Raw genomic sequence first — 24,235 nt, forward strand, 5'->3', positions numbered from 1 at the left:
ACGGTTTAGGACAACGAAACTTTGAGCACAGCATCTCCTTCTCCCCAATCTGCAACGTGGAGCCAGCGGTTTGAGTCGGCGCTCCATCCGGCGATCGCCCAGTTCAATGCCAGCATCGGGTTTGATATCGAGCTGATCGAGTACGACATCACGGGGTCCCAAGCCCATGCCCGGATGCTCGCTCACACTGGCATCATCACCCCCGAAGAAGGCGAAACCCTGGTCCAGGGCCTCGAGCAGGTCCGGCAAGAATACCGCCAGGGCCAGTTTCAGCCGGGAGTTGAGGCGGAGGATGTGCACTTTGCGGTGGAGCGCCGCCTGACGGAGCTGATCGGGGATGTGGGCAAAAAACTACACACGGCGCGATCGCGCAATGACCAGGTCGGCACGGACACCCGGCTGTATCTGCGCGACCATATTCGGCACATTCGCCAGCGAATTCGGACCTTGCAGGGGGTGCTGCTGCGTCTCGCTGAGCAGCACGTCGAGACCTTGATTCCGGGCTATACCCACCTTCAGCGTGCCCAGCCCCTCAGCTTGGCCCATCACCTGCTGGCCTACTTTGAGATGCTCCAGCGAGACTGGGAGCGCCTAGGTGATGTGGCCAAGCGCGTGAACGTGTCGCCCCTGGGCTGCGGCGCGCTGGCGGGGACGACGTTTCCCATCGATCGTCACTACAGCGCCGAGCTTTTGCACTTCGACAGCGTCTACAGCAACAGCCTCGACGGGGTGAGCGATCGCGATTTTGCCATCGAGTTTCTCTGCGGGGCCAGCCTGATCATGGTGCACCTGAGCCGCCTCTCAGAAGAAGTCATTTTCTGGGCGTCGGAAGAGTTTCGCTTTGTCACCCTCCGCGACAGCTGCTCCACCGGCTCCAGCATCATGCCCCAAAAGAAGAACCCCGACGTGCCTGAACTGGTGCGCGGCAAAACCGGTCGCGTTTTCGGGCACTTGCAGGCGCTGCTAGTGATGATGAAGGGCCTGCCCCTGGCCTACAACAAGGATCTCCAGGAAGACAAAGAGGCCCTGTTTGACGGCGTGAAAACAGTGGAGGCTTGCCTAGAAGCCATGACCATCTTGTTCGATCAGGGTCTGGAGTTTCAGCCTGCTCGGCTGGGAGCGGCGGTGGCAGAGGACTTTTCCAATGCGACGGATGTGGCAGACTATCTGGCCGCCAAGGGGGTGCCCTTCCGAGAGGCCTACAACCTGGTGGGCAAGGTGGTGAAAACCTGCCTCAGCCAAGGGAAGCTGCTCAAGGATCTGAGCCTGGAGGAGTGGCAGGCGCTACATCCGCAGTTTGCGGCGGATATCTATGAGGCGATCGCGCCCAAGCAGGTGGTGGCTGCTCGCAACAGCTACGGTGGCACTGGCTTTGAGCAGGTCCGTCAGGCGATCGCCCGCGCCCACGATCGCCTGGGTGCAGCAGAGGCCACGGCGTGATCGCTGCCTGATTTGCGTGAGAAATACGCCTGCGCCTGAGACTCAGCGCGCAGGCGTGCCGCACTGGTTCCTAGCTTCCTAGATCAATGGTTGACCAGAGCCACAAAGCGCGGGTCATTGCGCACGGGCTCAAATTCTGTGTCCATTTTGGCCATGGCCCGGTAGATGCCGGGGTTGAGCATGATGGCCTTTTGCAGATACAAAAAGGTCTGGCCGAGCTGCTTTTGGGCAATGCACCAGGCCGCTTTGCTGTACCAGGCGCTGGGGTTGTTGGGCTGGAGGCGCAGGGATTCGTCGAGGCTGGCCATGGCTTCTTCGGGTTGGCGGAGTTGCCAAAGCAGCAGTCCCCGCACCAGCCAAGCATAGTGGTTGCGGGGATGCAGCTCTAGGGAGCGATTGATGTTCATCAGGGCGGCTTCTGGGCAGCCCATGTGCTCTAGGGCAACGCCCCGGTTGTACCAGCTTTTGGGGTCATGGGGGTTGAGGGCGATCGCCCGATCGTAGCTATCGACGGCTTCTTCGTAGCGGTTGAGCTTGCCCAGACTGACGCCGCGCTGATACCAGTTGCGCGGGTCGTCGGGCTGCAGGCTGACCACCTGATCGAGGCTGGCGATCGCCTCTTCGTAGCGGCCCACCCGCTGGAGCGCGTAGCTGTAGTGCTTCCAGGCGTCACAGTCCTTGGGGGCGACAGCCAAAGCCCGCTCAAAGCTCGTCACGGCTTCGGCGTAGTTGCCCAGCTGCTCCCAGGCTAGGCCGCGATGCTTCCAGGCATAGTCGCAGTCTGGCTTGAGGGCGATCGCTCGGTCAAAGCTGGCGATCGCCTCTTCGGGCCGCCCCAGCTCCACCAGCGTCGCTCCCCGGTTGTACCACGCGCGATAGTGGCGAGGATGCAGCGCCAAAGCCGTGTCTAAACTGGCGATCGCCTCTTCCCGGCGATCGAGATGGACCAGCGCCTTGCCCAGGTTATACCAAGTTTTGTAGTCTCCCGGCTGGAGTTTGAGCGCTGTTTCGTAGCCCGCCACCACTTCTTCATAGCGGCCCAGCTTTTGCAGCATATAGCTACGAAACGTCCACGCTTCGTAGTATTCCGGGTGATGCTCCAGGGCGGTCTCAAAGCTTTTGAGCGCCTCGTCGTCTTGACCCTGGCGCTCTAGGACCAAGCCGCGACCATACCAAGCCGTCGCCAAGTCAGGCTGGAGGGCGATCGCCCGGTCAAAGTTGGCGATCGCCTCATCATCGCGTCGAAGCTGGCCCAAACTCGCGCCGCGCCGGCCCCAAATCTCTGCCGAAGTCGGCTGGATCTCGAGAGCTTTGTCATAGCGAGCGATCGCCTCTTCGTAGCGCCCTGCCTCAAACAGAGCGTTACCCAGGCCGTACCACGCTTGAGAGTCACGATTCAGGATCATCTTGCACTGGAGCACGCGATTAAAACCCCACCGAGAAAACGAAGACCCACAGGGGCCACAGGCAGTCGCGATCGCCACCCATCACCCTCTGTAACCACCGCAACAACAATAATCTCCCTTCTGCATCCACTCCCCAGGCCGTCCCAGTCCCTGAGCAGTCACCTCGCACTTCACAGACTTTCGCTCACTAATGCCCTTCCTTAGTGTGACGAAGAAAACCCGTCAGGCCACTGCCACGCCTCACGCTCAGTTGTGATGAAAATCACCGCCAATCGTTGAAAAACATTAATAAAAATTTAAGTATATACACTTAGAAAAAGAGGCGATTTTCGTCTCATATTTTTCAGCATTATTACAGTTCCACTCCTCGATTTCCAATCAAAATTGTCAGATTTAAGCCTCTATTCATGACATTTGACTTTGAGCCCGATAGTTCGCTTGTCTAGGTTGTCTCCGCAAAATCTTCTGCAAAAACAGAAAAGCAGATCCTCAGGATCTGCTTTTCTGTTTTTGCAGAGTTTATTCAAAAAATAGCGAGTAAAGCTGGGCGACTATCTAGGCTTCTAGGCAAGTCGCTTTTCTAGATACTGGCCGATCATTTGCTGCTCGCCTGCTCGAGAAATAATGGTTTGGCGCGTGCGGTATTTGTGGCCCACTAGCTTGAGCTCTTCTTCGAAGACAGAGCCGCTGTACTCCGTGCGCAGGCAGAGAGTGTGGGGATTGGTGAACTGGAACTGGGCGGTGACGGGCTTGGGGGTGGCAAAGCCGCGATCGCGGTACAAAATCTCGCCGCGCACCCCAAAGATCGTGGAGCCCTCGGACTGGGTCCGGCCAGATACGGAGTTAGTGCTTTCCCAGATTACTTTTGCGCCGCACACTAGGACCTGATCTGCCGGTAGCTCGTGGCGCTGGGCGAGCTCTTGCAGGGCGTCGTGGCCCTGGGGCAAAAACTCAATCTCAATCAGGCTGACAACTTCTTGGGTATTGCCCTCGGGCAAGGTGTAGTAGCGACGCTCTGAGCGCCACCGTCCTTCTGATTGACGAAAAAATTCGGCAATGAGGGACTCTCCGGAGGTTTGGGTGAGATTAGCTAGGGTTGTCACGGGGCGCGTACCTCTCTCTTGGAGCGTAGTTTTCGTGCGCGCCTGTCTATCAGATGAGAGACATTAACGCAAATTATCGTTACTTTTCTTGATTTAATACAGCCATCATACCGGTAACTATTACAGTCTTGCAATTCACAGAACTTTCAGGAAACTTGGGCGTCATTTGTCAAGCATGGGCATGAGGTTTGATGGAGGGGCGATCGCCGGTTGTAGACCGAGGTCTGACGCCCTTGAGGCTGTGGGAGATGACCAATCGAAGGGCAGTTAGGTGGACAGTTGGGTGGACAGTTGAGCGATCGCCCCAAGAACCACCGCCCCATCATTGAGCAATCTCCCGCAGCGGATCGTCGCAAAAGTAACCGTCATCAGGAAAAGCGGGTGATCTGTTGGGGATAGCTGGCTGAGCGATTGGGAGACAGTTGCACAACTCGAACAAGCGCCAGTCTTTTCCCCCAGGCCCCATCCCACAATGAACTTATCGACGGAAAGCGGTTTCGACCGCCCACCTTCCCACTCTAATTCCCCCCTAGTTCCGAGAGAGGTACCCAATGTCACCCAATTTCTGCCTTGACCTCTGGCTCGAATCCGGTCTGACCCTTGTTACGTTTTTGCTGGTGATTATCCTCCTGGGCTAGGTTGCGAAGTGGGCGAGGTTGGCCCGCTCGACGAACTTTCTAGATCGCGATCGCCCGCCTCCAGCATCTGTCCTCGATCGGTTTGGTGCCTTATCCTTCAGATTTCCCCAGCCCTTTGATTTCCGATTAACGCGGTTTCGATTCTTTATCGTTTCGACATCGTTTTAGCTTTCGACTCTCTCAATCCGCTTGTTTTGGTTGTTGCCTGAGGCTTTTGGCCTTGGCCGCTCGGTTTCGCCTGCCCTGGTTTCGGTTTCGTCCTCAGTTTTGACCTAGTTTGAGCGTTCGTCAGGGAGCTTTACCAAAGCGCTCACAGCACGCTCTGCCAATTCACTGCTTTGTCGCTCTGTCCACATCTACACGCCACCACCATGAAAACTACCTTCGTCAAATTCGCTGCTCTGGCTACCGCTGCTGTAAGCGCTGTGAGTGCGGTAGGGGCGATCGCTCCGGTCAACGCTGCTGCTTTTGGCCAACGAGAAGTTACTCAAGACAAGTTCGCGGTGGTGGCAGCCCCCCGAGGCACCACGGGCACAGCCCACCAGCTGCTGATTTTGGAGCAGGTTTCGGATGCCAAGGCCTGCTGGAGCGAGTCCGGCAACAGCCCCACCACGATCGATCCGCTGCTGCTGACCTTCAACTTCGCAGGCATCTGCGGCCGCAGCACCGACAGCAACGGCTACTCGATCCGGATGGCGGGCCAAGACCTGGGGCTGTCCTACAGCCTGCGCATGGTGCACCGCAACAATGACATTGTGCTGGTGGGCGTGAATGACCGCGATCGCAGCGCTCCCCAGGTTGAGATCGGTCGGGCTGGCGGCAAGACCAGCGGCTTTGCCAAGATCAACCTCAACTCTGGTTGGCGCCTGACCAAGCGCGTCTACAACGACAAAGCAACCGGTCACGTTTATCTGACCAACGACCTCACCCTGGCTCAGGTCACTGGCAGCCAGCCGAGCACGCCGAACCCAACGACGCCTACCACCAACCCCGGCACCAGCAATCCCACCACCCCGACGACGCCTCTGCCCCCGGTGACGCCGCCCATCACGCCCCCGGTTACTCAGCCCCTCGCATTCCGCGACATCGCCAACGACATCTATCGGGCCGAAATCGAGGAAGCCGTCAAAACTGGCTTTGTGGCCGGATTCCAAGACGACACCTTCCGCCCCAACGGCACCCTCACCCGGGAGCAGCTGGTGTCGATGGTGATCGAGGCCCTCGCCAAGCAGCCCAACTCCAAAGTCGTGCTGCCCGCCCAAGCGGTGACCAAGCCCTACGGCGATGTTGAGGTGGGTCGCTGGAGCGCCGCCAAGATTCAGTTTGCGAAAGCGAACAAGATTGTCAGTGGTTATGGTGACGGCTCCTTCCGGCCGGCTCAGGCCGTGACCCGCGCCGAGATGATGGCGGTGATGCGCCGCGCCGCTGAATTTTCCCGGACCAGCCAAGGAATCAGCCCTCAGGCTCCCTCGGTCCAAGCGAACAAGTCCCTGTTCTCGGACACCAAGGGTCACTGGGCTTCTTCTTTGATTGATGAAATGGGCGCTTACTGTGAGGTTGCTTCTCCCTTCAATGAAAAGGGAACCGCTTTCTTCCCGGACACGCCAGCCCAGCGCAACTACGCAGCGGCTGCCACTCTGCGAACCATGAAGTGCGCGCAAAAGTAGGGTGAGCAACCTGCTCACTAGTTGAATTCGGGTTTCGCCTGCTCCTGAGTGCCATCAGGGACGGTCTTCAATCAAAGACCGTCCCTTTTCTTTGTCTGGAAATTTAGGCGCTAATGCGAAAGAGCGATCGCCTGTAATGGGCGATCGCTCTTTCACGTTTTTATCTCGCTTGTGCAGCTAGACCCGTGCTAGACAAGCACGTCCTAGGCATCGTTGAGCGCTGCGATACCAGGCAGTTCTTTGCCTTCGAGCAGCTCGAGGCTAGCGCCACCACCGGTAGAAATGTGGCTCATCTTTTCTGCCACGCCGACCTTCTCGACCGCTGCCACGGAGTCGCCACCGCCGATGATGGTCGTGACGCCGGTGCCGGTGAGGTCTGCCAGGGTGCGGGCGATCGCCTCGGTACCCACCGCAAACTTATCGAACTCGAACACGCCCATCGGACCATTCCAGATCACCGAGCGGCACTCAGACAGCGCCTGCTTGAAGACCTCGACAGAGTCAGGTCCGATATCCAGACCCATCCAGCCATCGGGAATATTCTCGATGCTGACGGTTTGGGCCGCAGCGTCAGCTGCGAAGTTATCAGCCACCACCACATCGGTCGGCAGCAGCAGATCAACGCCCTTCTCCTTCGCCTTGACTTCGAGGGCCTTCGCCAGTTCCAGCTTGTCTTCCTCGACCAGAGACTTACCGACGCTCAGACCGCGCGCCTTGTAGAAGGTGAAGATCATGCCGCCGCCAATCAGCAGCTTGTCCACCTTGTCGAGCAGGGTTTCGATCACGCCGATCTTGCTGGAGACCTTGGAACCACCCACGATGGCGGCCAGAGGACGCTGGGGATTTTCGATCGCCGCTTGGAGATACTTCAGCTCCTTGTCGATCAAGAAGCCCGCCACCGAAGGCGTCAGGTAGTGGGTGACCCCTTCCGTCGAAGCGTGGGCCCGGTGGGCAGTCCCGAAGGCATCGTTGACGTACAGGTCAGCAAGAGACGCAAGCTGCTTCGCAAATTCAGGATCATTGGCCTCTTCCTCAGCGTGGAAGCGCACATTTTCGAGGAGCACGACTTGGCCGTTTTCCATGGCAGCCACCGTTGCTGCGGCTCCTTCGCCAATGCAGTCATCGGTTTTCTTGACTTCTTGACCGAGGAGTTCCGACAGACGCTTCGCAACTGGCGTTAGACGCATGCCCTCGTTGACCTTACCCTTGGGACGACCAAAGTGGCTGCACAGAACGACCTTAGCCCCCTTGGAGGTCAGCTCTTGGATGGTTGGCAGCGCAGCCCGAATCCGGGTATCGTCGGTGATGTTGCCCTGATCATCGAGGGGGACATTGAAGTCGGCCCGCATCAAGACGCGCTTTCCAGTCAAGTCTGAGGCGGACAAGTCTGCTACAGTTCTTTTGGGCATTGCGTAAACCTCCTGAAATTGCGTCTTTTTGTCTACTTTTCGCCAGATGTATGGAGCTCCGATCTACGCTCTAGACAGAGATAGAGAAGCCCGCCGAATAGAGTAATCCTTAATTTTGATACTCTGCGCCGTCCACATTCTACCGGAGTCTGTGTACCGGAGAAGCCGCTATGTTTAAGACTGTTTTGTTTCCCATTGATGGGAGTCGCGAGTCTCAAGAAGCAGCGACGACCGTTGCTCATATTGTGAAAACTTACGAGAGTCGGCTGGTGCTGCTGTCGGTGGTAGAAGCGCCCCCCGATGAGATTGAGGTCGGCTCTCCCGAGGCTGCGACTTCGGCTGAGGCGATCGCGGCTCTCTTGCAAGCCGTGCAGGCCAACTTTGCGGCGGAGGGTATTCAGGCCGATGCCCTGGAGCGCCAGGGCAAACCGGCGTTTGTGATCTGCGATGTCGCCGACGAGCTCAATGCCAACTTGATCGTGATGGGGTGTCGGGGACTGGGCCTGACCGAAGATGGCGCTGCGGAGAGCGTCACCAACCGGGTGATTAATCTCTCTCCCTGCCCTGTTTTGATCGTTCCGTAACCCCTTCCCACTGCGCTGAGACTCCAGCCGCACGCCAGCGTGGGCTCTTCTGCTGAGCCCTGGAGCTCAGCTTCTGTGGTTTGATGCGGTGATGTCACTCCAAGGCTTGGCAGAACGCCGCAGCATCTCAGTACCGCCGCCTTTCTTCTCTACTCCCATTCGTAACCGTCATGACTTCCCCCCCGATTCAGTGGTACCCCGGCCACATTGCCAAGGCCGAAAAGGCCCTCACCGAACAGCTCAAGCGGGTGGATGTGGTGCTGGAGGTGCGCGACGCGCGGATTCCGCTCTCGACCCATCACCCCCAGGTTCCTCAGTGGGTCGGCTCAAAGGGGCGCGTCCTGGTGCTCAATCGTGAGGATATGATTCCGCCGGTGGCGCAGCAGGCCTGGACGGACTGGTTCACGGCGGCGGGGGAGGTGCCTTGTTTTACGAATGCTCAGCAGGGCAAGGGAATCCAAGCAGTCTCCCAAGCGGTGCAGGAGGTGGGGGCGCACGTCAATGAGCGTCGTCGCGATCGCGGAATGTTGCCGCGGCCCATCCGGGCCGTGGTGATCGGCTTTCCCAATGTGGGCAAGTCGGCGCTGATCAACCGCTTGCTCAAGAAGCGGGTGGTGGAAAGCGCCCGCCGACCGGGGGTGACGCGGCAGCTGCGCTGGGTGCGCATTTCCGATCAAATTGAGTTGCTGGACGCGCCGGGGGTGCTGCCCTCGCGGCTCAATGACCAAGCAGCAGCCCTCAAGCTGGCGATCTGCGACGACATTGGCGAGGCGTCCTACGACAATCAGCGGGTTGCAGCGGCCCTGATCGAGATGCTGAAGGAGTTGCAGCAGTCAGCGCCCAAGTTTGTGAGCGGGTCGCCTTTACAGGAGCGCTACAGCCTTGATCCGAACTCGTGCACTGGCGAAGATTATCTGGCGCGGGTGGCGGAGCAGGCTCGATTCCAGAACGATGTCGAGCGCGTGGCGCGGCAGGTTCTGCACGATTTTCGCAAGGGGCTGATGGGCGCGATCGCCCTCGAAGTTCCGCCAGCAGTAGACCCCTGATGGACTAGCAGATCGGCGCGTTGATACAGCGCTTTAAGACAAGGCGTCAGCAATTTGGGATCTATTGGGCGTCTTTGGACACAAAAGTGGGCCTAGCGCTTGAATCTCAACCACACCAAGGGCGATCGCCCCAGCGCCATTGAGTTTTCAAGATCTAGGCCCCAATTGCCTTAATGGCAAAAAATCGTCCGCAGCCTGGACCTATCGACGAGGCACCTTGTTCAGATAGTCCACATCAAAGGCGGAGAAGCGCTGAGCGTAGTTGCCCTTGGGCGCGATCGCCGCTGCCACAGCCCGGAACTTGCGAGGATCGCCCTCGGCCAGACGACGGTCCTGGAACTTGCGGGTGTAGAACTTCTCCAGGGTGATCCGCCAGTCGGTCTTCGCCGTACCGGCCACTTCCTGGTAGTCCACGCCGTAGCGAGGCGTCACCAGGTTGAAGGGGCGAGCCTCCATCCGACGACGCTGGTAAGGCACCGTCCAGTCGCCAAAGGCCTGGTTGTATTCTTCGCTGTCCACCAGCGCATCCACAAAGCCGTGGAAGCCTGCGGTGCCGATCTTGATGGACCAAGAGATTTTCTCCTCTTGGTTGTACGCATCGCGTCCCAAGACACGGCGCAGGCAGAGCTCAACCAAACGGTAGTTATCGTTGACGCCCACAACCAGCTTGTAGAAACGCTCAGACTTGAGCAGGCCGCGGATGAAGTCGCGCACCGAGATCGAACCGTTGGCGAGCTGGGTTTCCAGGGTCACCTGACGGTTGAAGCGCAGCGTTTCATGCTCGCTGAAAATTTGGCGGTAGGCTGCCCAAACAAGAGCCTTCATCTCCATGGCAGAAGAAACATCTTCGACCCGATAGATGTAAGGCGTATCTTCGTTTTGATCGAGTTTTCCGAAGCTGGAAACCCGGTGATTCTGAGTTGATGGTTTATAAGCAAGCAAGGGCAGTGCCATGCTGAGATCTCCCTTCCGTAACTATCTAGATGGTCAAAAAGTGGAGCTACAAACTGGCGGTCAAAACAGACCAATGGACGCAGGGGTGATGCTGAGTTGACGCGCTTTGGGTCTATTATCCCGTGTCTTGTCCCTCAGAACTGCCTTCCATGGGCGATTTGACTCCCCAAGGCCCCAAACTTTGGCAAGGGCGATGGACCTAGCGCACGGGGAAGCTGGCCGAGGGGCTGATGGAGGCAGGAGTTCCCGTCACTTGGGCATCGCGCGTCATGTCTGGAATGCGAATGTTGGCGGTGTTCACAGACACGAAATTCATGGGGGTGACGCGCACTTCGCGAGCCATGGCCCGGAAGTTGTTGATGTCGCCCCACTTGTAGCGCTGGTCTTCGAGGCGATCGCGCCAGTAGTCGGCGTAGCGCGGCGTTACCAGGTTGAAGGGGCGATCTTTATAGCGCCGACGCTGGAACGGCACGATGTTTTCGCCAAAGTTTTCTTGGTATTCGCCGCTATTGATCAGGGCATCAATAAAGGCATCAAATCCGTGGGTGGCGATTTTGATCGACCAAGAAATTTCTTCGTCTTTGCTATAGGGAGCCCGGCCCAGCAAGCGCTTGAGGGTCAGCTCGACGATGCGATAGTTGGAGTTGGTTTCGACGACTAGCTTGCGATAGACGTCGGATTTGGCCAAGCCCCGAATGAAGTCCCGCACCGTGATGGAGCGGTTCTTGAGCTGGGTTTCCAGGGTGACCTGGCGGTGGCTGCGCAGGGTCTCATGCTCGCTGAACACCTGACGATAGGCCGCCCAGACCAAGGCCTGAAATTCGCCATCGGAGGTGGCGTTTTCGATGCGATAGGGCCGGGGAGACTCCTCGCTGGGGATTTCAAAGCCAGCAACGCGCTGATTTTGGGTCGAGGGCCGGTAGTCAAGAAGGGGAATTGCCATAGACTTTCGCCAATGAAGGGTCCATGAAACATCAAAGGGGCGATCGCCGCTGACCAGAGCACTCCTAGGAACGCAGGGACCCACAGGCCCCTCGCCAAGGGCGATCGCTCAGGCGGCTTAGGCCTTGGTCTTGGCCGGAGCCGGAATGTAGCGATAAGGCAGCGCTACTTCTGTGCGACCCACCGCTACCTGGGGCGTTTGGATATCGCGGGTCATGTCGGGAATTTCGACGGAGCGAGCGATCGCGCTGGCGCGATCAGCATCCCGCTGGTAGTTGCGCTCGGGCACCACGATGGTGCGCGTCATGTTGAAGAAGGTCGCCGGAATGCCCTGGCGCACCACCTTGAGATCGCGATCGCCCTTCTGGTAGGAGCGGCCCGTTGCCATGGCGCTACCGCCCACCGCAATGCCAATCATGCGGCCCCGCCAGTAGTCGTTGTAGCGCGGCGTCACCAGGTTGAAGGGGCGGCCATCGTAGCGGCGGCGCTGGTAGGGAACAATGGTGCCGCCAAAGTTTTGCTGATACTCGTCGCTCTCGATCACCGCATCGATGAAGCCGTGGAGGCCGCGCGTCGCAATCACGATGGACCAGGCGATTTGCTCATCCTGACCGTAGGTCGCCCGACCGAGGAACCGCTTGAAGGTGACATCCACCAAGCGATAGTTGGAGTTGAGCTCCGCAACTTGGCTGCGATAGACATCGGACTTGCCAAGGCCCCGAATAAACTCTTGCACGGAGATCAGGCGATTGCGCAGCTGGGATTCGAGGGCGCGCTGGCGATAGCTCTCCAGGATCATGTGCTCGCCAAAGATCTGGCGGTAGGCGGCCCAGATCACTTGATCGACGTCCGCCGCAGAAGCGCTGGAGGTCAAGCGATACATAACGGGCGCGTCTTCGTTGCGAATTTCGTAGCCGTCAACCCGCTGGTTTTGGGTTTTGGGCGTGACTTTGAGTAAGGGAATAGCCATAGGAACTTAAATCACTCGGTAGGTTCATCACAATCGGCGATCGCAAACAGGGGATATCTAGCCCTGCTCCACAGTCGCCGCATCCAGATCAGCAGCCCAGGCTGCTGTGAGCTGGCGCTGAGCCAGCAAAACACGGGCTTTCACGGCCCCCTCGCCATCGGTGGCGAGCAAGCGCTCAAACATCGCCTGAATTTGCTCGCGCAGATCGGCGCTGGGCTGCGCCTCAGGCATCATGAGTCCCTGCAAACCAACAATGGCAGCGTAGCGAATGGACCAGTCAGAATCCTGAAGCAAGCTCTCGAGCACTTGCAGCGTTTGGGTCTGCCGAGCGCTGCGCTCTTGAGAAGACAGACAAGACCATCGCAGCTGACCGAGCCCTTTGGCGGCCGCCCGCCGGACGCTCGGCGCAAAGTCTGTGGCGGCGGCGCTCAGCAGGGCATCGAGGGCCTGGGGATCGGCGATCGCCGACAGCGCCCGAAAGGAATAGGCCCGTGCGCCATAGTTATAGTCGTCGAGCTGCTCAAGGGTGGGAGCGATCGCCCGCTGGCCCCAAGCCACTAGCCCATCCACCGCCAAGACCGCAGCCGCAGGGTTGTTGTATCCCAGCACCTTGATCAACGTCGGAATATTGGCCTCGTCTTGGGACGCCACCAACGCTCGAACAGCGGCGACCAAGCGCTCTGGCGAGTCCGCTTGTTCTACCGCCTGAATCAGATCCATCGTTTGGGCAGAATGGGTCACGGTCATTTTCTTATCGAGAACTCACTGGTGGGTTCGAAGGGGTTGGCAAGCCGTGAACGCCCCCTAGAGCAGGGCATCCATGAGCGCCATCACCTGACAGGCAGCCTCCGAAAGCACAACGGACTGGGAACGCTTGAAGTGGTTGTCCAGCAAGCTTTTGAGCGCAATGATTTTGAAGCTACTTTCCACCGAGGCAGACGCGATCGCCTCCGCCCCCGCCAAATAGCCACTGGTGCCAAGGTCCATCAAAATGATTCGCCGCAGCTTGACATCATCACACCCCAGCGCCTGCACCAGGCGATCGCCATAGGGGGCTTCCTGCGTCAGGGCATACATCGCGCGCGCCGCCATACAGGCCACCCGCTCCACCGGATGATCCAAAAACGGCCGCACCAAGGGCACCGCATCCCGGGCATCCAGCGCCTCTAGCGCCTCAATCACCCCCTCCACTGGCCGCGCCAGGTGGGGACGACCCGGCACCTGCAAAGCCGCCGCCACGCCCCCCTCAAGAAAGCGCAGCAGATCCGGCACGCAGACCGGATCGCCTAGCATTCCCAGGGATTGGGCCGCCGCCTCCTGCACATAAAAATCCGTGCAGTCTAGGCAGCGAACCAGAGGCAGCACCGCTCGGCGATCGCCCAGCTTGCCCAGCGCCCTCGCCGCATTGCGCCGGAGCGGATATCCTCCGAGCTCCGTTTGATCATCCTCATCCTCAAGCGCAGCAATGAGGGCATCCACCACCTGGGGATCCCCCTCCGAAAACTTCCCAAGCCACCACGCCGCGTAGTAACGCAAGCTGAGGTCAGGATGCTTCAAATTTGCGATCGCTTGATCAACCGTCAACGCCTCCCCGCTGCTATCCACCAGCGAAGGACTCGACGGCGGAGAGTTTGCCTCCGTCATGACCCTCTCAGAAGAAAATGACAACTCAAAATACCCCTGCCAGCCCCTTAGGACTTAGCAGACTTCGACGAAGAGCTCTTGCGCGTGCTCGTCTTTGCCGGCTGATTGGCCGCCGTTGCCTCCTCCTTCGCCGGAGACGCGCTCTCCGCCACCACCAGCGGCTGAATGCTCACGATCTTGCCGCCCAAGCGGTTGATTCGCTGCATTTCCTCGTTCATCCGGCTGTAGGGAACCGAGATAAACACACTGCCGCTCTGGCGGATCGGATAGCTAAGCTTGTCCGACTGATAGGTTTGGCGCAGACCCTGCACCTCGACCCGAAACATCCGGCTGGCTGCGCTATTGAGGCTCGTATTGCTGCCTAGACCAGTTTGACCAAACATCGTCCTGATGACTCCTTAACGTCCAATGGGCTCACGTCAGCAAACTCTCGAAAGCACGCGCACAAGCACCCTCCCTCTAGAGTCTGCACTCCTTGCAGCAGCAAGACTAAGAAGCCGCTTTCACGCCAACAATCTTGCCGCCGAGACGATTAATCCGCTGCATCTCTTCATTGAGACGGCTGTAGGGAACCCGAATCGAAGTCGTGCCGCTATTGCGAATGGAGTAGCTCAAGCGATCCGACGCATCAGACTGGCGCAGGCCCTCAACTTCAATGGAAAAAATCCGGTTTGCAGAGTCGCTCAGGTTCGCTCTGCCCAACATTGTTTGACCAAACATGCGGCGATCGCTCCTTGAAAACTTCAACACACAACAATAGATAAACAGCGGCAGATAGCCGTGGATGATGGCAAACACCTCCACGGCTAACGCATCTGCTTCAGATGAACATCACGCCGGAGAAACACTCACGATGCGACCGCCCATCCGATGGATTTGCTGCATCTTCGGCAGCATCTGCTCAACCGGCACCAAGTACGTCGTATTGCTGCGACGCACCTTGGGATAGCCAGGATTGCGGATGCCAGCCACCTCAAGGCAGTAGACACGGCCGCTTTCGCCCCAAGTCCCCCCGAGCGCCTTAGACGGCGTCACATCGCCACCGCTCGTACGGTAGCTCCAGCCGCCCTCGCCAGCTGGCTTCAAAATAGAAGAAGCGCGGTTTTGAGCCAGCTCGCGGAACAGGTGGGGGCTCTTGCCAGCAACCTGAGCGCGATCGCTATTGGCATAGCCGCGATACAGGCGGAACATCCGCGTAAAACCGGTTGTTCTCACCCCCGCATCGACGGAAAATCCACGGTAGTATGGAACAACGTTGTTACCAAAACTGTTTTCATATTCGGGGCTATCGATGTAGGAGTTAATCTCCGCGTCATAGCCTTTTTCGTTGTAGAGGTTGAGATGGTGATTGATCTCATCCTCGGTATAGGGAGCCCGGCCCAAGAGATGCTTGTAGTTCAGCTCGATAAAGCGAGTATTGGAGTTGCTGTACAAGAACTTCTGCTTGTACAGATCCGACGTCGCGATCGCGCGGACAAATTCCCGCACCGTAATATTGCCTTGACGTAGCTGAGATTCAGCCGCCGTCAAGCGCTCAAAGGCCATCACATAGTCATTGCCGAGCACTTGGCGATAGGCGGCTCGGAACACAGCCTGGAGATCATCCTCGGTCCAGTCAGGGCGAAGTTCAACCCGGCCCGACTCATCGAAGGAGGAGATGCCTAAGCTTCTGGCTTGCACCAGCGTGGATGCTATTAAAGCGCTCATGTTTGCTCTCCCAACACAACTTGCCAACGGGGTTTCCCCCTAAAAACAATGCCCGGAAAAATTAGTAACTGCTAGCCATTAAGCCAACACTCACTGATTCTTCCGGGCAGCGCACAAGAGCTTAGCTCAGGGCGTTGATAGCGTAGTCGAGGTAAGCGTTAGCTTCCACAGCTGCTTGGCCGGTGACGCCATGGTTAGCGCGGATGTGGCGCAGAGCTTCAACGTACCAGCTAGGAGACAGGTCGAAAGCACGGTTCAGCTCGTCGAGACCAGCGAGGAGGAACTCGTCGAGGGGACCGGTACCGCCAGCAACCAGGCAGTAGGTCACGATGCGCAGGTAGTAACCGATGTCACGAGCGCACTTCGCCTTACCACGAGCATCAGCAGCCATGTTGGCGCCTTGTTGCTGAGTGGTGTAGGGGAACTTCTGATAGACTGCCTGAGCAGCGCCGTCGATCAGCTTCTGAGAGTTCTTGGTCAGAGCGCGAGCAGCTTCCATAGCAGCAGCGGCACGCTCGTAGCGACCAAACACTTGGTGCATCTCAGCGTTGCTGAGGAAACGACCTTGGGTATCAGCAGCAGCGATTGCTTCGGTAATCGGGGTCTTCATTGTCGAACTATCTCCCTAAAATGTTTGTTCTGCGAGTTATTGAACTGCAATCTTTTAATGGACCAGCGCTAACGCGCCATCCATGAAGTATTGAGGGGGTTAGAACTATGCAACCGCAGAAGCAGCGCGATCGAAGTAGCCAGCCAGCTCCGACATCAGGGCGCTGCAATCACCAGGGGTGATACCGGCAGAATCGTTAGCCACAGCAATAGCAGCCTCCTTCATTTTCTGAACGCCAGCAGCCACAGAACCACCGGGGACGCCCAGAGCTTGATAGGTTTCGCGCAGGCCGTTGAGGCAACGATCATCCAGAACGCTGGAGTCGCCAGCCATGGTGGCGTAGGTGACGTAGCGCAGGATGATTTCCATGTCGCGGAGGCAAGCAGCCATGCGGCGGCTGGTGTAAGCGTTGCCACCGGGCTGGATCAGTTGGGGCTGCTCTTCGAAGAGTGCGCGAGCAGCGTCAGCAACGATCTTGGAAGCGTTGCCGGTGATGCGGTTAACGGTATCCAGACGCTTGTTGCCTTCTTTGACCATGTTGGCCAGGGCATCGAACTGAGCATCGCTCAGGAATTCACCCTTTGCATCAGCCTGAGAGACGACCTTGGCGAATGCATCTAGCATGGAATCTTCTCCTAGTTACTTGGTTGTGCGTGACTTCGAGTTGAAGGCTGTTGCCTGAGCAGCGAAAGCTGTTCAGAAGCTTGGAGGTAAACTTCAGGCCACAACCCATAGGCTACCGTTGACTTTTTCTGTTCTCTACTCATTGCCAGCCCCGAGGGCAAGTCACGAGAGCAATGATTAAGAAATCTAAGAAATCTGAGAAAATTTCTGATTTGTATGAGAGACCGCAAAAAGCCTTAAACCTATGTCTTGCTTAAACTTTGCCTGCTGTTTGTACCCTCCAGGTTTTTTATACAACGCTGTCGGATGATTATTTGTTACAAGTTGTTAAGTTGCATCAAGGTGATACGCCAGGAGACTCAAAGCCTTGTGCAGCAAGGGTTTTAGGCGAAAAAATCAACAACAGTTCGTTACAATTACAGAAGTATTTATACCCATCTTCTAAAATAAACATGAAGTTAATAGTCTTTTAATTTTTGCCAAAACCGTTCGGGAATCAGTGGTTGGTTTATCCGTAGTTCCCCCAGGGTTTCATGGGAGTTTGTTGAGAAGTGTTAAGTTTTCGCTGAGATTTTGAAGATTTAAGTTTGGTTAAGCTTGGCGTCGGCGCAGGACTTCTACGAGGGTTGTGAAGGTGTCTGGCAGGGGGGCGATCGCCTCAATCCATTGCTCTGTAAGGGGATGCTGGATTCGCAGACGCCAGGCGTGGAGCGCTTGGCCCGGGAGGTTGACGCCGACGGATCGGCCCGAGCCGTACAGCGGATCTCCGACAATGGGATGCCCCAAAAAAGTGCTGTGTACCCGGATCTGGTGCGTGCGACCGGTCTCTAATTCGAAATCAATCAGGGTGTAGTTGCCCAGACGTTCCCGGATGCGCCAGTGAGTGACGGCCCGCCGTCCTCCTTGCTCGATGGGCAGGATGGCCATTTTCTTGCGATCGACGGGGTGGCGGCCAATGGGCTGGTCTACGGTGCCTGATTCTTCGCGCGGCGCGCCATAGACCACGGCCAGATACTCGCGGCGGGCGGTTTTGGCCTGGATCTGGGCTTGCAGGTGCTGATAGGCGAGGTCCGTTTTGGCGATGACCAAGGCGCCGGTGGTTTCTTTGTCGAGGCGGTGAACGATGCCGGGGCGCTGAACGCCGCCAATGCCGGCGAGGGAGTCGCAGTGGGCCAGGAGGGCGTGGACAAGGGTGCCTTCGCTGTGGCCCGGGGCGGGATGAACGACCATGCCGGCGGGTTTGTTGAGGATGAGCAGGCTGTCGTCTTCGTAAAGGATGTCGAGGGGAATGGCCTCGGGCTGCAAATCAAGGGGCTCTGGGGCCGGAATGACGATTTCGATGCGATCGCCTGCTTGCAGGACGGCTTTTTTGCTGGAGCAAACTGCGCCGTTGACCGAGACTTGGCCTTGGGCGATTAGCTTTTGGATGCGCGATCGCGACAGATCGGGCACCTGCTCGGCGAGCCAGCTGTCGAGGCGCGGAGTCGAGCTGACGCCGTCGACGACTAGAATCCGGAAGTTTTCGGACGAGTCAGCAGCGAAGTCTGGGGAGGTGGGCACCATGGCAAGCCAGAGAGCAAACGGGAGACTCTCTACTCTACCCAATCTTCGGCGGGAGCCCCCAGCAAAATCTGGGGTCGGCAGTGGGCAAGGGTGCTGTGGAGGTCTACGACGCTGCCAATGACGGCGATCGCCGGGGCGCTAAATCCGGTGGCTTCGACCTGGGACACGATGGTGGCCAAGGTGCCGATGAGCTCTTCTTGCTCGGGGCGCGTGCCCCAGCGGACCAGGGCGATGGGCGTTTCGGGCGGCATCTGGGCCGTGAGCAGCTCTGCGACGATGTAGGGCAGGTTGTGGATGCCCATGTAGACAACGATGGTTTCGGAGCCGTGGGCGATCGCCTGCCAGTTCACCGCCGGCCGGTACTTGCCCGCCGACTCGTGCCCCGTCACAAAGGTCACCGAAGAGCTGTGAGAGCGATGGGTGAGGGGAATTCCGGCATAGGCCGAAGCAGCAATCCCCGCCGTAATTCCCGGCACCACTTCGACCGGCACCCCAGCCGCTACCAAATCTTCCATCTCCTCGCCGCCCCGTCCAAAGATGAAGGGATCGCCTCCTTTCAGGCGAACGACCACAGCGTGGCGCTGGGCTTGCTCGATCAGCAAGCGGGTGGTTTCTTCTTGCAAGCGGGAGTGGCGCCCGCGCCGCTTACCGGCGTCGATGAGCTCAGCAGCGGGATGGACCATGGCCAAAATGGCCGGACTCACCAGCGCGTCATAGACAACGACGTCGGCACACTCCAGCAGCGTCTTGCCTTTCACCGTCATCAGGCCCGGATCGCCGGGTCCTGCACCCACGAGATAGACTTTGCCCAAAGCAGCACGAGTTTCGACGGAAGATTCGGTCATGGAGGCCAGGAAGGAGCAATCAGCAAAACACAGGGACAAAACGGGAGACGCGGTCTAGATTCGTCAACCTAGGCCGGAACGAGGGCCAGATCCATCAGTAAATCTGCCAGATCCGGATCTGGCCCCAGGGGAGCCGCTAGGTGCAGGGCGAGGGTTGGATAATGCTGCGCCAAGGCTTGAACTTTGTCGGCGATCGCGTCAGTGGTCGTCCCCTCAAACAGAAAGTACGGCACCACGCCCAATCGCGAATGTCCGGCTTCTATCAGACGCTGCACCTGGGCTTCAAGCTGGGGCGGCGTCATCCAGTAGGCCGCGATCGCCCCGACCTGGGTCGCGAGAGTCTCGATAGGTGCATTGGCTCCCGAGCGGCGACTGCCGTGGGCCAGCAAAATCCACGCCGCCTGGGGAAAGCGGGCTAGGCGCGATCGCACGCAGCGCACCATCCCCGGATGGGCTCCCAAATGGGGCGTCAACACCACCTGAATGGAGCTGCCCAAACGCGTCTGGGCGATCGCCACCTCTTGGGGAATGTCGTCCATCACGTGGGTCCCCGGCAGCAAAAACAGCGGCACTACCTGGAGCTGACGATACCCCTGCTGGGCAGCCTGCTCCCCAGCCTGCACGATTTGCTGAGCCAGAGGCAGTGGGCCGAGTTCGAGGGTAGCCGTCATCACCCCCACCTGATCTGCCGCAGCCGAAAACGGCGATCGCCACACGTGGTTTCGGGACCCTAGGCACTGGCGAAACAGATCCGCCAGGGAATTCATGGCTTGCTGGGGACGCGGATCGCGGCTGCCGTGAGACACCAGCAGATAAGCAGAATGGGTTGGGGCAAACATAGATGCTGGGCCTTTGCAGATTTGTAAAGTATCGCCGAAGCTTAAGAAAATCTGTATCGCTCGATGCAAATCTTGGGGACGCCATCGCGGGGCGATCGCCCACCTCTTCTAGCCTAGTCCGCAAGCCGTCCAGCGATCGCTCAGCCAAGCCATATGCCGCCACCAGTACGGCCCACCCACCCACTGGCGCGCAGGCAAGTGTCCCCGGGGAGCCGACGACTGAAACCGAAACAGAGCCAGGCTGCCTTGGTGAGCAGGCCAGCCCACCCGGCGACAAAAATTGCCGTAATCTTCGCCTTCCTGACGATAAATCTGCACCTGAATGCTCCAGCCAAAGCGATCGCCGCTTGCCTCGCGCCACAGCGCATCCATGAGCTGCAAATCTTCGCAGGGCAGCTGACTCACATCCTCCGCCATCAAATAGGTTTTTGGCTGCCCCAGGGACTGGCACATCAGCCGCCAGGTTTCCTCATCCGCCGCCTGCCAGCGACCCCCGTAGAGCAGCTGCACCAGCTGACCATAGTCCACCCCCGTCTCCGACACCAAAGGCGGAAACTGGCGGCGAGCCGGCGCCGATCGCGCAAACCACTGCGCCAGTCGCTGCGGCAAGGGAGCCGAAGGCGGCAGCGGCGCCAAAGCCAAGCCCGCCGCGATCGCTGGCGCAGGGGGTGGCGCAGGAGCCACGCCAGCCGGGGGGCGGGCGATCGCCTCCAGGACCGCCACCGCCGAGGGATAGCGCCGACTCACCGCGCTCTGGAGCAGCTTGTCGAGCACCTGGCCCAAGTGGTGACTCACCCGCTGACCCGGCAGCAAGAAGTCTCGCCAAACCCAGCGATCGCTCTCTAGATCCATCATCTGAAGGGGCGGCACCTGAGTCAGCAGATGAGCGCACATCGCCCCCAAACAGTACAAATCACTTGCCGGAAACGACTGGCCCCGCAGCTGCTCCGGCGCCATATACTCCGGGCTGCCAATCACCGTGCCCACCTGATAGAGCCCCGTTTCCGACACCAGCTTCGCCACCCCAAAATCAATCAGCACCAGCCGGCCATCAGAGTTGCGGCGAATTACATTCTGGGGTTTAACATCCCGGTGAATAATATTCCGTTCATGAATAAACTGCAGCACCGGCAGCATATCCTTCAAAACGGCCCACACCTTTTCCTCGCTGAAGACCCCTTCCGTCGCGAGCTCCTCCAGCAGCGTCGGCCCCTCCACAAACTCCTGAACCAAGTACAGCCGCTGATCCTGCTCGAAATACGCCATCAGCTTGGGAATCTGGGGATGACCGCCCAGGTCATCTAGGCGGATCGCCTCTTGCCGAAACAGCGCGATCGCCTTTTGCCAGGCCGAGCGGTTTTGCTCCGGGAACGCAAACTGCTTGATCACGCAAGGAGGCCGCGACGGCACATCTAGATCCAGCGCCAAAAACGTCCGCCCAAATCCCCCCTGTCCCAGCGGACGCAGCGGGCGATAGCGATCGCGCAATCCCAGCAGCTTCCCGCAACCCTGGCAGAATTTGCCGTCATCCGGGTTGAGAGGTTTGGGACAGGTGGGATTGAGGCAATAGATGCTCACGACAAATCAGTGATGCTACTGCTCTTGAGCAGAGTAGGTATAAAAAGTTTCTACAGCTCCGACCGTTTCAAACTCGTAGGACGGCACCAACCCTCCAGGCAGAAACGGCAAATATCGATTGAGCGACAGCTCTGTTCGATAAAGACTGAATACAACAAAGTTCTGACGAATCGTGTTTTCAGCAATGATTTTTTGGAGCTCCCCCTGATTAGACTCTATCAAAGCGACACAGCGGTCCTGAGACATTAGGCCAAAAAGCTCAGGTATCTGTGGACACCCTTCGTCTCGTAAGTATGTGGAAAGCTGCTCTAGGGCATAGGCTTCGTACTCCTCAGGCGAAGGATTCGTCACGGCCATCGTCACACCCACCCCCGCGATCGCCAGCGCACCAAGGGATAGAGCAATTCTCAAGGGTTTCATAAACATCAACAGATTGCTAAAGGTAGCCTAAGAGCTCTCTCCCTAGAACCACAAGACCTAACTTTGGGTCCCCATTCAAAAAAACTCGCCTAGGGGGTAGAAAATCCTGGGATCAGTTGCTATAATCAAAGACGCATTAATGGCGAGCGTAGCCAAGTGGTTAAGGCAGCGGATTGTGGTTCCGCCATTCGGGGGTTCGAGTCCCCTCGTTCGCCCTAGATTTCAAGTCTAAGCTAGTGTTTCCTGGGAAGCTCTAAATTTCGTAGAGCTCAGGTTTCGACCAAGCAATGAGAAGCCTCAGCAGGCTCTCTCAAGTACTAGGACTACCATCAAGCAATCGTCAAAAACGATACTCCGTCCGCCAAGACAGGGTATGGTTGATCTTGCTCACAGGTCAGGCCTAGATCCAGAACCGCGCTTTGGGGCGGCAACGGCGAGTAAACGCTGAGACTGGTTTTGTAGGCTGTCTTGCTGGCACAGCCTTTGAGGAGGCTAGCGGGCACAGAAGAAGGGAGATAGAGGCAATCTATGATTCCAAAATTGATTGCGATCGCCCCCTTCGTAAACAATGGCTTCTATTGAGGTGTCGGGGCGATCGTATGAACAGTCGATGGGCAGATCGTCGGCTTAATCGCTTGAGAGAATCACTGAGAGTCTTACACGACAGCTGGGAACAATTTGCTACTGCAACCGAGGGCCTGGCAGATATTCTCTGGACCGCTTCGTCCTTGGTCCCTGCTCAGCTCCAATTTGGCTATCTCGACTGGGACACGCTGGTGGAGCTCGTTGACCCCGATGCCCCGGAGATCGTCACGCCCTACAACGTCGCCACCTGGCTCAAGCAGTGTCAAACCTTCCAAGAAGCTATCCAGTGGCTGGTTGCCGCCTTTGATGAGTATGAAATCGTGGTTCACCCTTTGCCTACGGCAGCGGATTTCTGGCTGGGTTTTTTGGATGGGCGAATTCGCTTTCGCTCCCATCGCTTGGAAGCTCCCTTTGGCCTGAGCGATCCTTTTTTGGTGCAGTCGCCCTACGAGAGCGGTGAGGTGATCGGCTGGCGCTATGCCCAGGTGCGCGAAGGCTTGCGGCAGTTGCTGCTGTGCTGCTCGGTCGATGTGGGATGGATGAGCACCCTCGCCTGAGCAACAAAAACCCTTCCCGGCCGGGAAGGGCTTGATGGGGCAAGAGATAAGGTCGGAGACCGTGGGTCGCTAGGAACGGGAGTCGAGGCCCTGCTGGGTCGGGGACTGGGAGACGGGCAGGTAGGCAGCCTCAGTGGCGGAAACAGGGCGATCGCCCGCAGCCTGGGGCACTTGGATCGCCAGCTGAATTTGTCCAGCCCCCATCCACGCCAAGTGGGTCAGCAGCGTATAGATAAAGGCGATCAGGCCAAACATTTCCATGGATTCTTCGACCATGGCGATCACGGCGTAGCCGAGGTCGCGGCCGTGGGCATAGAGATAGTAGCCGTGAAGCGCCTCGACAGCGATCGCGCCCCCGATGTAGATCCCCGCCGAGATCAAGAAAAGATTGCGGCTGCGGGACGGCAGATTCTTGAGAAAGCGGAAGTAAGACAGCGCCAACAGGCCCACTAGAGCGCCCCCAACCAAAATCCAGGTGGAATAAAGGAAACCTGTTGCGTTTAGGCCGGTCCGCAGGGGGGCAATCAGGCGCTCGTGGAGCTCAGCCGTTTCGTCCAGGGACAGCAGGCAAAACACCAGGCTCAAAGCACCCCAGTGCCGGGTAAAGCGATCGCCCTTTGTGCGATTGAGGAGCGCGATCGCCCCCAGCAGTGCCCCGCAGGTCAGCAGCATTGCTGACGAAAACCACGCCGGAATATTGGCTTCTCCGTTCACATCCGTCAGCGGTACATACCCCATGAGGCGACCGTAGCCAAAAACGTGATTCGCGATTTGCCCCAAGAGGCTCAGCAACATAATCACACCAACGACCCACAACAACACGCGCGCGATCGTCTTGGGAGCAATGGCAATCGTAGGCTGCATGGATTGTCCTTTTAACAGTTCAAAAGAGCAGAAAGCAGGTGTTCAGGGGCTGCACGCGGAGATAAACCAGGTTTTCATCACCTGCGCGCTATGGTTGCTCTAGGCTTGAATTAAGCCTGGGTTAATGAGATTAACCTTAGGTTAATTCAAGGTTGCCAAACTGTTTCTAAAGCCTCTTTGAAGCAGACCGCCCAGCAGCAGTCCTCAAGCCAGAAAATGTTTTCCAGGTGTTTTTTGATC

At 58.1% G+C, this 24,235-nt stretch carries 24 protein-coding genes and 1 tRNA gene; 6 read left to right on the forward strand and 19 right to left on the reverse strand.

Going from position 1 to position 24,235, the window contains the following annotated elements; all coding sequences use genetic code 11:
- Positions 1–21 precede the first annotated feature (21 nt).
- Complete coding sequence (gene argH / locus GEI7407_RS17410; RefSeq protein ID WP_015173526.1) at positions 22–1,440, forward strand: argininosuccinate lyase; 1,419 nt, start codon at positions 22–24, stop codon at positions 1,438–1,440.
- A gap of 83 nt (positions 1,441–1,523) precedes the next feature.
- Here the strand turns inward: argH and GEI7407_RS17415 are convergent, their stop codons facing one another.
- Positions 1,524–2,846 (reverse strand): tetratricopeptide repeat protein, encoded by a 1,323-nt coding sequence (locus tag GEI7407_RS17415; protein WP_150109815.1) that lies wholly within the window; start codon positions 2,844–2,846, stop codon positions 1,524–1,526.
- A gap of 563 nt (positions 2,847–3,409) precedes the next feature.
- Positions 3,410–3,949: a phycobiliprotein lyase gene (locus GEI7407_RS17420; RefSeq protein WP_015173528.1), complete on the reverse strand. Its 540-nt coding sequence runs from the start codon at positions 3,947–3,949 to the stop codon at positions 3,410–3,412.
- Between the two features lie 1,009 nt (positions 3,950–4,958).
- On the opposite strand from GEI7407_RS17420, the gene GEI7407_RS17425 reads away from it, so the two are divergent.
- On the forward strand, positions 4,959–6,254 hold the full coding sequence (locus GEI7407_RS17425; protein WP_015173529.1) for a DUF3747 domain-containing protein: 1,296 nt from the start codon (positions 4,959–4,961) through the stop codon (positions 6,252–6,254).
- Between the two features lie 203 nt (positions 6,255–6,457).
- On the opposite strand, the gene GEI7407_RS17430 is transcribed toward GEI7407_RS17425, so the two are convergent.
- Positions 6,458–7,663: a phosphoglycerate kinase gene (locus GEI7407_RS17430; RefSeq protein WP_015173530.1), complete on the reverse strand. Its 1,206-nt coding sequence runs from the start codon at positions 7,661–7,663 to the stop codon at positions 6,458–6,460.
- A gap of 170 nt (positions 7,664–7,833) precedes the next feature.
- On the opposite strand from GEI7407_RS17430, the gene GEI7407_RS17435 reads away from it, so the two are divergent.
- On the forward strand, positions 7,834–8,247 hold the full coding sequence (locus tag GEI7407_RS17435; RefSeq protein WP_015173531.1) for a universal stress protein: 414 nt from the start codon (positions 7,834–7,836) through the stop codon (positions 8,245–8,247).
- 170 nt (positions 8,248–8,417) lie between these two features.
- Positions 8,418–9,293, forward strand: a complete 876-nt coding sequence (gene ylqF, locus GEI7407_RS17440; protein WP_015173532.1) for a ribosome biogenesis GTPase YlqF — start codon at positions 8,418–8,420, stop codon at positions 9,291–9,293.
- Positions 9,294–9,494: 201 nt separating this feature from the next.
- Here ylqF and GEI7407_RS17445 read toward each other — a convergent pair whose 3' ends face one another.
- The 15 genes from GEI7407_RS17445 to GEI7407_RS17515 form a co-directional block, all read right to left on the reverse strand.
- Positions 9,495–10,247 carry a phycobilisome rod-core linker polypeptide gene (locus GEI7407_RS17445; RefSeq protein WP_015173533.1) on the reverse strand — a complete coding sequence of 251 codons (753 nt, stop codon included), beginning with the start codon at positions 10,245–10,247 and terminating at the stop codon, positions 9,495–9,497.
- Positions 10,248–10,446: 199 nt separating this feature from the next.
- Positions 10,447–11,190 (reverse strand): phycobilisome rod-core linker polypeptide, encoded by a 744-nt coding sequence (locus GEI7407_RS17450; RefSeq protein ID WP_015173534.1) that lies wholly within the window; start codon positions 11,188–11,190, stop codon positions 10,447–10,449.
- 117 nt (positions 11,191–11,307) lie between these two features.
- Positions 11,308–12,159 (reverse strand): phycobilisome rod-core linker polypeptide, encoded by an 852-nt coding sequence (locus GEI7407_RS17455; protein ID WP_015173535.1) that lies wholly within the window; start codon positions 12,157–12,159, stop codon positions 11,308–11,310.
- A 57-nt stretch (positions 12,160–12,216) separates the two neighbouring features.
- Positions 12,217–12,906, reverse strand: coding sequence for a HEAT repeat domain-containing protein (locus tag GEI7407_RS17460; protein ID WP_015173536.1), 690 nt, complete (start codon positions 12,904–12,906; stop codon positions 12,217–12,219).
- A gap of 57 nt (positions 12,907–12,963) precedes the next feature.
- Complete coding sequence (locus GEI7407_RS17465) at positions 12,964–13,803, reverse strand: HEAT repeat domain-containing protein (RefSeq protein WP_015173537.1); 840 nt, start codon at positions 13,801–13,803, stop codon at positions 12,964–12,966.
- 47 nt (positions 13,804–13,850) lie between these two features.
- On the reverse strand, positions 13,851–14,186 hold the full coding sequence (locus GEI7407_RS17470; protein ID WP_015173538.1) for a phycobilisome linker polypeptide: 336 nt from the start codon (positions 14,184–14,186) through the stop codon (positions 13,851–13,853).
- A gap of 106 nt (positions 14,187–14,292) precedes the next feature.
- Positions 14,293–14,523 carry a phycobilisome linker polypeptide gene (locus tag GEI7407_RS17475; protein ID WP_041268518.1) on the reverse strand — a complete coding sequence of 77 codons (231 nt, stop codon included), beginning with the start codon at positions 14,521–14,523 and terminating at the stop codon, positions 14,293–14,295.
- 111 nt (positions 14,524–14,634) lie between these two features.
- Complete coding sequence (locus tag GEI7407_RS17480; RefSeq protein WP_015173540.1) at positions 14,635–15,510, reverse strand: phycobilisome linker polypeptide; 876 nt, start codon at positions 15,508–15,510, stop codon at positions 14,635–14,637.
- A gap of 121 nt (positions 15,511–15,631) precedes the next feature.
- The gene (gene cpcA, locus GEI7407_RS17485; RefSeq protein WP_015173541.1) at positions 15,632–16,120 is read right to left on the reverse strand and encodes a phycocyanin subunit alpha; all 489 of its coding nucleotides are present in this window, start codon (positions 16,118–16,120) and stop codon (positions 15,632–15,634) included.
- Between the two features lie 105 nt (positions 16,121–16,225).
- Positions 16,226–16,744: a phycocyanin subunit beta gene (locus tag GEI7407_RS17490; protein ID WP_015173542.1), complete on the reverse strand. Its 519-nt coding sequence runs from the start codon at positions 16,742–16,744 to the stop codon at positions 16,226–16,228.
- A gap of 591 nt (positions 16,745–17,335) precedes the next feature.
- Positions 17,336–18,307 carry an RluA family pseudouridine synthase gene (locus tag GEI7407_RS17495; protein WP_015173543.1) on the reverse strand — a complete coding sequence of 324 codons (972 nt, stop codon included), beginning with the start codon at positions 18,305–18,307 and terminating at the stop codon, positions 17,336–17,338.
- 29 nt (positions 18,308–18,336) lie between these two features.
- Positions 18,337–19,152: a uroporphyrinogen-III C-methyltransferase gene (cobA, locus tag GEI7407_RS17500; protein WP_015173544.1), complete on the reverse strand. Its 816-nt coding sequence runs from the start codon at positions 19,150–19,152 to the stop codon at positions 18,337–18,339.
- Positions 19,153–19,220: 68 nt separating this feature from the next.
- Positions 19,221–19,991 (reverse strand): sirohydrochlorin chelatase, encoded by a 771-nt coding sequence (locus GEI7407_RS17505; protein WP_015173545.1) that lies wholly within the window; start codon positions 19,989–19,991, stop codon positions 19,221–19,223.
- Between the two features lie 108 nt (positions 19,992–20,099).
- A complete protein-coding gene (locus GEI7407_RS17510) occupies positions 20,100–21,569 on the reverse strand; it encodes a serine/threonine-protein kinase (protein WP_015173546.1) in 1,470 nt (489 codons plus the stop codon).
- Positions 21,570–21,584: 15 nt separating this feature from the next.
- Positions 21,585–21,995 (reverse strand): DUF4359 domain-containing protein, encoded by a 411-nt coding sequence (locus GEI7407_RS17515; protein WP_015173547.1) that lies wholly within the window; start codon positions 21,993–21,995, stop codon positions 21,585–21,587.
- Between the two features lie 136 nt (positions 21,996–22,131).
- On the opposite strand from GEI7407_RS17515, the gene GEI7407_RS17520 reads away from it, so the two are divergent.
- Together GEI7407_RS17520 and GEI7407_RS17525 are read left to right on the forward strand one after the other, a co-directional pair.
- Positions 22,132–22,204: transfer RNA gene (locus tag GEI7407_RS17520), tRNA-His, on the forward strand.
- Positions 22,205–22,717: 513 nt separating this feature from the next.
- Positions 22,718–23,131, forward strand: coding sequence for a hypothetical protein (locus GEI7407_RS17525; RefSeq protein ID WP_015173548.1), 414 nt, complete (start codon positions 22,718–22,720; stop codon positions 23,129–23,131).
- A gap of 69 nt (positions 23,132–23,200) precedes the next feature.
- Here GEI7407_RS17525 and GEI7407_RS17530 read toward each other — a convergent pair whose 3' ends face one another.
- Positions 23,201–23,995: a hypothetical protein gene (locus GEI7407_RS17530; RefSeq protein WP_015173549.1), complete on the reverse strand. Its 795-nt coding sequence runs from the start codon at positions 23,993–23,995 to the stop codon at positions 23,201–23,203.
- Positions 23,996–24,235: the final 240 nt, after the last annotated feature.

This window comes from Geitlerinema sp. PCC 7407, from assembly GCF_000317045.1.
Classification (GTDB): domain Bacteria; phylum Cyanobacteriota; class Cyanobacteriia; order PCC-7407; family PCC-7407; genus PCC-7407.